This is a genomic window from Streptomyces sp. NPDC043680, from assembly GCF_056436685.1.
On record NZ_JBWKCE010000003.1, the window covers coordinates 658,295 to 665,923 of the forward strand.

Consider the following 7,629-nt stretch of genomic DNA (forward strand, 5'->3'; position numbering starts at 1 on the left):
GGCCCCGAACCCGCCCACCTGTGCGGGCCCGGGGGCCGGGCCGGGATCGCATCGCGGGGGTTCCCGCCAGGCCCGGAGCGCCGCGCTACCAGCCCGACGGGTTCGTGGACGGCACCGCGAAGAGGGAGCCGTCCGGGGCCGAGGCGTAGACCCGGCCGGCCGAAACCACCGGCGCCGCCAGGGTCGCGGTGAAGCGGTTCCCGGCGTCCCCCATCCGGGGGGCGGTCTGGCCCGCCAGCCGCCCCGTCCCCGCGTCGACGGCCAGCAGCCGCCCGTCCGGCGCCGTCAGGTACACGCGGCCGTCGGCGGACACCGGCCGCGAGGCCACCGTCACGCCCGTCTCCAGTCGCCACTGCTCCTTGCCGGCCCCGACCGCCACCAGCGCGCCCGAGGTGCCGGACACGTACACGACCCCGTCCGCACCCACCGTCGCCTCCGCGTCGAACAGCGGCGCGGCCAACCGCACCCGCTGCGCCGCCCCCCGGCCCGCGGCCTCGACCCGCACCACCGCCGTCGTCTTCGCGGACGCGTCGCTGTCCAGCAGGTACAGGCCCTCCCGCGCCGTCCCGACCGGCCGCAGCCGCCCCGGGGTGCGGACCTGCCAGTGCAGCGCTCCGTTCGCCGGATCCACCGACGCCACCTGCGTCGCCCCGCCGTCGGTCTCGGGCGTCGCCACGTACAGGGCGGCCACCGGCGCCTCGGCCGCCCACCACACCGATCCGGTGCCGCCGATCCGCCGGGTCCACCGGGCCTGGCCGCTCGCCGCGTCCAGTGCGTCGACCTCCCCCGTCGGTCCGACGAGCAGCACCTGCCCGCCGGCGGCCACCGCCCGCGTCCCGCTCGTCAGCTTCCGCTTCCAGCGCTCCGTACCCGTACCCGGATCCAGCGCCTGGAGCGTTTCGCTGCCCGGCGCCACGACGAGGACCAGCCCGCCCGCGTGCTGCGGGGCACCGTCCGTCGCCGTCCGGGCGGCCGGGCCGCTCGCCGCCACGGACCACACGGTCGAGCCGTTCGCCGGGTCGATCCGGGCCGCGGCCAGGCCGGGGGCGGCGCAGTACAGGGCTCCCGCCTGCCAGGAACACGCCCCGGGCCCGCCCGCGCCGCCGCCCGCCCTGGCCAGCTGAACGGCCCACGGCGTGACCGGCGCGGGCGCCGCCGCCGCGGCCGTCGACCCGGTCGGCCCGGCCGCGGTCTTCGCCCCCGCCCCGAACTGCAGGTACCCGCCGCCGGCCAGCAGCAGCAGCGCCGCCCCGGCCCCGGCCGCCACCGCCGTCCGCCTGCCCCGCCGCCCCGCGGGCCGCCGCAGGGGGGCTTCGATCCCGTCCCGCCGGTGGGTGGTCTCCCCGGCCCCGGCGGGCCCCGCCTCCACGGGCCGGCGCGGCTGCGGGATGAAGGCCTGGGTGTCCTCACCCGTCGGGTACGCGATGGCCCGCATCGAGGCGATCAGTTCGTCGGCGGTGGGCCGCTCCGCCGGATCCTTGGCCAGGCAGCGCGCCACGAGGGGCGCGAGCAGCGGCGGCAGCCCCGTCAGATCGGGCTCGCTGTGCACCACCTGGTACGCCACGAGGTAGTGGCTGTCGGAGTCGAAGGGGCCGTGCCCCGTGGCCGCATGGACGAGTACGGCCCCCAGGGCGAACACGTCCGCCGCCGAGCCCACCTCCCGCGGCCGCTGGAACTGCTCGGGCGCCATGAACGGCGGCGTCCCGATCAGCTTCCCGGTCTCCGTCCGCAGATCGCTGTCCGCGGGCCGCGAGATCCCGAAGTCGATGACCCGGACCCCGTCCGGGGCCATCAGCACGTTGCTCGGCTTCAGGTCGCGGTGCACCACCCCCGCCCGGTGGATGTCGCGCAGGGCCTCCGCCAGCCCCGCCGCGAGCCTGCCGAGTTCGGCGGCGTCCAGCACCTGGGCCCGTACGCGCTCGGCGAGCGTCGGGGCGTCGATGAACAGGGTGGCCATCCAGGGCCGTTCGGCATCCGGATCGGCGTCCACGACCGGCGCGGTGAAGGCTCCGCTCACCCGCCGGGCCGCCGCCACCTCCTGCCGGAAGCGGGCCCGGAACTCGGGGTCGACCGCATGCTCGGCGTGCACGATCTTGACGGCGAGTTTCAGCCCCGAGTCCGAGGTGGCCAGGTGGACGACGCCCATGCCGCCGGATCCCAGCACGGACTCCAGCCGGTATTGCCCGGCGTACTCCGGAAACCCCGCGTGATCCGCGCGCAGCGCATGCACCGCTCACCACCCCCGCCGGAGCCTAGTCGATACGCCGTATGAATCTCCAAGGTCCTGCTACCCTGCGCGAGTTGCGCACGGCAACGCCCATGGGGGGGAGATTTCACATGCCGGTCGAGAACGATTCCAGCCATATGGAGAGCGCCGCGAGCCTTGCCGAAGGCTCCGGTTTCCCGACCTTCCCGGTCGCTCCCGGCTACCGGTTGAACGTCCGCAGTGGCCCCGGTACCAACTACTCGGTCATCGACACCCTGCCGTACGGCGCCACCGTCACGATCCGCTGCCAGTGCGACGGCACCACCGTCTCGGGCCCGTACGGCACCTCGGACATCTGGGACTGCATCGGCAACGGCCGTTTCGTCTCCGACGCGTACGTGAAGACGGGCAGCGACGGCTACGTGGCCACCCGCTGCGCATGACCGCACCGCCGGGCCGGGCGGCGCAGTCGGCCGTCTGACAGCCGTCTGACACGTGAGACAACCCCGGCCCGACCCACCCCGCGGTGGATAATCGCCGGTGTGAGCGACGACCAGCGAGACCAGCGAGACCTGCGCGACGCGCGCGACCAGAGCGCCGCCGGCCCCCGGCCCGAGCCGATCCGCTTCTTCGGCACCACCTGGGTGCACCACGACGGCGGCTACGCCCTGCGCCGCGTCGCCCTCGCCCTCGGCTCGCTGGTCACGGCCATCGCCGCCGCCGTCCTGCTCCGCCTCTCCTACGAGGGCCTGGAGATCGGCAACGTCGGCCCCTTCCTCAGCATCTCCGTCGTCGTCCTCTTCGCGATCGCCAGCTCCATCGCCTTCGCCAAGACCTGGGAGTCCTTCAGCCGCCGCCCGCGTCCCTCCTCCGACGAGGCCGCCCTCAAGGGGCTGAAGACGATCGGTTTCATCGGCTCCCTCATCGCGTACTTCCTGCGGTGCTTCGTCGAGGCGCCGGGCGAGAAGTTGTGCCGTGCCGAGTACGAGCGGGCCACGGCCGAGTACGCCCGCCGCCGCAGCACCCGTACGGGCAACCCGGCCGCGCGCCGCCCCAAGCGCAAGAAGTAATCGCACCGCGTTGACGCCCGGCACCCGCAGGAGCATTATTCATCACATGATGAATAACCGGGGCCGGGCGACCGGCGACCCCGACCGCCCCCCGTCCGCCGCCGTCCACGCCCACGACCTCACCGTCCGCCGCGGTACCGGCCGCCACCCCCGCACCGTCCTCGACGCCATCGCCTTCGACGTCCCCCGCGGCCGCATCACCGGCCTCCTCGGCCCCTCCGGCTGCGGCAAGACCACCCTCATGCGCGCCGTCGTCGGCACCCAGGCCCACGTCACCGGCACCCTCGACGTCCTCGGCCGCCCCGCAGGGCACCCCGCCCTCCGCTCCCGCATCGGCTACGTCACCCAGGCGCCCTCCGTCTACGACGACCTCACCGTCCGGCAGAACCTCGACTACTTCGCCGCCGTCCTCCGCCCCGGCCGCGCCCACGCCGACAGCCGCCGGGCCGACGTCGACCGGGCCGTCGCCGACGTCGACCTCACCGCCCACGCCACCGCCCTCGCCGGCAACCTCTCCGGCGGTCAGCGCAGCCGCGTCTCCCTCGCCGTCGCCCTGCTCGGCACGCCCGAACTCCTCGTCCTCGACGAACCCACCGTCGGCCTCGACCCCGTCCTGCGCCGCGACCTGTGGAACCTCTTCCACGACATCGCCACCACCCGCGGCACCACGATCCTCGTCTCCTCCCACGTCATGGACGAGGCCGAGCGCTGCCACGACCTGCTCCTCATGCGCGAAGGCCGGATCCTCGCCCAGGACACCCCCGACGCCCTGCGCACCCGTACCCACTCCGCCACCGTCGAAGAAGGCTTCCTCCGCCTCGTCGACGAGGCCAACGCCCACGCCCGGGAGCAGACCCGATGAACGCCACCCCCGCCCTGCACGGCGGCCCCGCCAGGAAAGGCGCCCGCGCCATGAACGGTGCCCGCACCGCCGCCACCGCCGCCCGCGTCCTGCGCCAGCTGCGCCACGACCCGCGCTCCATCGCGCTGATGCTCCTGGTCCCCGTCCTGATGCTCACGCTGCTGCGCTTCGTCTTCGACGGCAGCCCCCGCACCTTCGACGGCATCGGCGCCTCGCTCCTCGGGATCTTCCCCCTCATCACCATGTTCCTGGTGACCTCCATCGCCACCCTCCGCGAACGCACCTCCGGCACCCTCGAACGCCTCCTCGCCATGCCCCTCGGCAAGGGCGACCTCATCGCCGGCTACGCCCTCGCCTTCGGCGCCGTCGCCGTCGTCCAGTCCCTCCTCGCCACCGGGCTCGCCCTTTGGGCCCTCGGCCTCGACGTGGTCGGCTCGCCCTGGCTGCTGCTGCTCGTCGCCCTGCTCGACGCGCTCCTCGGGACCGCCCTCGGGCTGTTCGTCTCGGCCTTCGCGGCCTCCGAGTTCCAGGCCGTCCAGTTCATGCCGGCGGTGATCTTCCCCCAGCTCCTGCTCTGCGGCCTCTTCGCCGCCCGCGACACCATGCAGCCCGTCCTGGAAGCACTCTCGAACGTCCTGCCCATGTCCTACGCCGTCGACGGCATGACCCAGGTCCTCACCCACACCGACATGACCGCCGACTTCGTCCGCGACGCCGTCGTCGTCGCCGCGTGCGCCCTGCTCGTCCTCGCCCTCGGCGCGGCCACCCTCCGCCGTCGCACTCCCTGACACCCCACGACCACCCGCCTGACCACCCACCGGACAGCAGCCCCCGGCACCCGCCCCCGGTGCGAGGATGATCCCGTACGTCCCCACGTTCGTTCGTTCGGCGAGGTGAATCGGGCATGACCCAGACAGTCGCAGTCCTCGGTACCGGCAAGATCGGCGAGGCCCTGCTCAGCGGCATGATCCGCGGCGGTTGGCCCGCCGCGAAACTCCTCGTCACCGCCCGCCGCCCGGAACGCGCCGCGGAACTCCGCACCCGCTACGGCGTCGAAGCCGTGAGCAACGCCGAGGCCGCCAAGCGGGCCGACACCCTCATCCTCACCGTCAAGCCCCAGGACATGGGCAAGCTCCTCGAAGAGCTCGCCCCGCACGTCCCCGCCGACCGCCTGGTCATCAGCGGCGCCGCGGGCATCCCCACCTCCTTCTTCGAGGAGCGGCTCGCCTCCGGCACGCCCGTCGTCCGGGTCATGACGAACACCCCCGCCCTCGTCGACGAGGCCATGTCCGTCATCTCGGCCGGCAGCCACGCCACCGCCGAACACCTCGCCCACACCGAAGAGATCTTCGGCGGCGTCGGCAAGACGCTGCGCGTCCCCGAATCCCAGCAGGACGCCGCCACCGCCCTCTCCGGCTCGGGCCCCGCGTACTTCTACTTCCTCGTCGAGGCGATGACCGACGCCGGCATCCTGCTCGGCCTGCCCCGCGCCCAAGCCCACGACCTCATCGTGCAGGCCGCGATCGGCGCCGCCGTGATGCTCCGCGACAGCGGCGAACACCCGGTCAAGCTCCGCGAGGCCGTCACCTCCCCCGCCGGCACCACCATCAACGCGATCGTCGAGCTGGAACGCCACGGCGTACGGGCCGCCCTGATCGCCGCCCTCGAAGCGGCCCGCGACCGCAGCCGCGAGCTCGCCTCCGGCAACAGCTGACCCGGCGGTACGGGACCCCGCGCGCGGGGCCCCGTACCCGCACCCCCGGCTACGGGGCCAGCAGCCCGATGGCCTCGTACGCCCGGTCGACCACCGGCCGCGCCAAGGCCCGCGCCCGCTCGGCCCCCTCCCGCAGCACCTTCTCCACCCCACCCGGATCGGCCGCCAGCTCGGCATGCCGCTCCTGCACCGGCCGCAGCAGCTCCACCACCGCGTCGGCGACATCCCGCTTGAGCGCCCCGTACCCGCCGTACCCCTCGGCGAGCACCGCCGGATCCGCCCCGGTGCACGCGGCGAGGACGTCCAGCAGGTTCGCGACCCCGGGCCGCGCGGCACGGTCGTAGACGACGCCCCCGTCCCCGCTGTCGGTCACGGCCCGCATGACCTTCTTCCGAATGACCTCCGGCTCGTCGAGCAGGAACACCACCCCGGGCCCGGCGCCGCCCGACTTCCCCATCTTGGACGTCGGATCCTGCAGGTCCATGACCCGTGCGGCCACCACCGGGAGGGTCGCCTCCGGCACGGTGAAGGTGTGCCCGTAACGCTGGTTGAACCGCACCGCCAGGTCCCGCGCCAACTCCACGTGCTGCCGCTGGTCCTCCCCCACGGGCACCTCGTCCGTCCGGTACGCCAGGATGTCGGCGGCCATCAGCACGGGATACGTGAGCAGCGACAGCCTCACCCCCGCCCCGGAGGCAGCGGCCTGCGCGGCCTTCTCCTTGTACTGGATCATCCGCCGCAGCTCCCCGTCGGTGGCGGTGCACTCCAGCAGGTACGCCAACCGCGTGTGCTCGTCCACGTGGCTCTGGACGAAGAGGGTGCACTTCTGCGGCGTCAGCCCGGCGGCGAGCAGCAGCGTCGCCGCTTGTCGGCTGAGCCGGCGAACCCGCGCGGGATCGTGCTCGATGGTGAGCGCGTGGAGGTCGACGACGCAGAACAGCGCCTCGTCCGGCTCCTGGTCGGCGGCGACCCACTGCCGTACGGCCCCCAGGTAGTTCCCCAGCGTCAGGTGCCCGGTCGGCTTGATGCCGCTGAAGATCCTCGTCGTCATGTCCGTCTCCCTCTTCGTTCCGCCTGCTGAGTGGCTGTGGTGGGTGCCGCCGCCTGCGGCGACCGAGCCACTCCCGGAGGGGGGAGAAACAGAAACGGCCGCCGGGGGCGGCGGCCGTGAGCGCATGTGCTCGCGTGGAAGGTCGGCCGCCGTCAGGCGGCCCACCAGCGAAGGCTGGACGTGAGCACACGCGTAGTCATGGGGACAGGCTAGCCGTTGGGGTGGCTCCTGTGTGGGAGTTGACACACGCTTGCCAGATCCGTAAGGTTCTTCGAGTTGTCCGACGTGAGCGCCGACCTTGGTCGGTCCCCGGACAGCCATTCCGCACTACTCATTCGAACGAACGACTCACTTGGTCGTCTCGTTTTCATGCGTATTTGCGAATGAGGAATCCGTGTCCGAGGACGCAGTCGCCGATTAGGTTCGGGGGCGAGGAATCCGCTACTGTCTCACTCGCCGCAAGGGTCCAACAGCCCGAGCAGCACCGACAGTCGGGGCCGAAAGGGTCTGATAGAGTCGGAATCGCCGGAAAGGGAAAACGCGAAAGCGAAGAACCTGGAAAGCGAGCGGGACGGACTCTGATAGAGTCGGAAACGCAAGAACGAAGGGAAGCGCCTGGAGGAAAACCCGCGAGGGTGAGTACGAAGGAAGCGTCCGTTCCTTGAGAACTCAACAGCGTGCCAAAAATCAACGCCAGAAGTTGATACCCCGTCCACTTCGGTGGAT

At 72.8% G+C, this 7,629-nt stretch carries 7 protein-coding genes; 5 read left to right on the forward strand and 2 right to left on the reverse strand.

All coding sequences use genetic code 11. From position 1 onward, the window contains the following. Window positions 1–85: 85 nt before the first annotated feature. A complete protein-coding gene (locus AC0666_RS09625) occupies window positions 86–2,230 on the reverse strand; it encodes a protein kinase domain-containing protein (RefSeq protein WP_478707355.1) in 2,145 nt (714 codons plus the stop codon). A 107-nt stretch (window positions 2,231–2,337) separates the two neighbouring features. Here AC0666_RS09625 and AC0666_RS09630 point away from each other — a divergent pair, with 107 nt between their 5' ends. From AC0666_RS09630 to proC, 5 genes are all read left to right on the forward strand, one after another. Beyond that, entirely contained in the window at window positions 2,338–2,649 is a 312-nt protein-coding gene (locus AC0666_RS09630) for an SH3 domain-containing protein (RefSeq protein WP_468965465.1), read from the forward strand. A gap of 99 nt (window positions 2,650–2,748) precedes the next feature. Next, entirely contained in the window at window positions 2,749–3,276 is a 528-nt protein-coding gene (locus AC0666_RS09635; protein WP_478707356.1) for a hypothetical protein, read from the forward strand. A 46-nt stretch (window positions 3,277–3,322) separates the two neighbouring features. Further along, window positions 3,323–4,138, forward strand: coding sequence for an ABC transporter ATP-binding protein (locus tag AC0666_RS09640; RefSeq protein WP_468965461.1), 816 nt, complete (start codon window positions 3,323–3,325; stop codon window positions 4,136–4,138). Window positions 4,139–4,188: 50 nt separating this feature from the next. Continuing rightward, on the forward strand, window positions 4,189–4,926 hold the full coding sequence (locus AC0666_RS09645) for an ABC transporter permease (RefSeq protein WP_468966474.1): 738 nt from the start codon (window positions 4,189–4,191) through the stop codon (window positions 4,924–4,926). A gap of 116 nt (window positions 4,927–5,042) precedes the next feature. After that, entirely contained in the window at window positions 5,043–5,852 is an 810-nt protein-coding gene (gene proC / locus AC0666_RS09650; RefSeq protein WP_468584150.1) for a pyrroline-5-carboxylate reductase, read from the forward strand. Window positions 5,853–5,901: 49 nt separating this feature from the next. Here proC and trpS read toward each other — a convergent pair whose 3' ends face one another. Next, window positions 5,902–6,903 (reverse strand): tryptophan--tRNA ligase, encoded by a 1,002-nt coding sequence (trpS, locus tag AC0666_RS09655; RefSeq protein WP_468965459.1) that lies wholly within the window; start codon window positions 6,901–6,903, stop codon window positions 5,902–5,904. Between the last annotated feature and the right edge of the window lie 726 nt (window positions 6,904–7,629).

Coding starts and splice junctions, on each gene's coding strand:
- AC0666_RS09630 (WP_468965465.1), top strand. CDS start 2,338: ATGCCGGTCGAGAACGATTCCAGCCATATGGAGAGCGCCGCGAGCCTT.
- AC0666_RS09640 (WP_468965461.1), top strand. CDS start 3,323: ATGATGAATAACCGGGGCCGGGCGACCGGCGACCCCGACCGCCCCCCG.
- AC0666_RS09645 (WP_468966474.1), top strand. CDS start 4,189: ATGAACGGTGCCCGCACCGCCGCCACCGCCGCCCGCGTCCTGCGCCAG.
- proC (WP_468584150.1), top strand. CDS start 5,043: ATGACCCAGACAGTCGCAGTCCTCGGTACCGGCAAGATCGGCGAGGCC.
- trpS (WP_468965459.1), bottom strand. CDS start 6,903: ATGACGACGAGGATCTTCAGCGGCATCAAGCCGACCGGGCACCTGACG.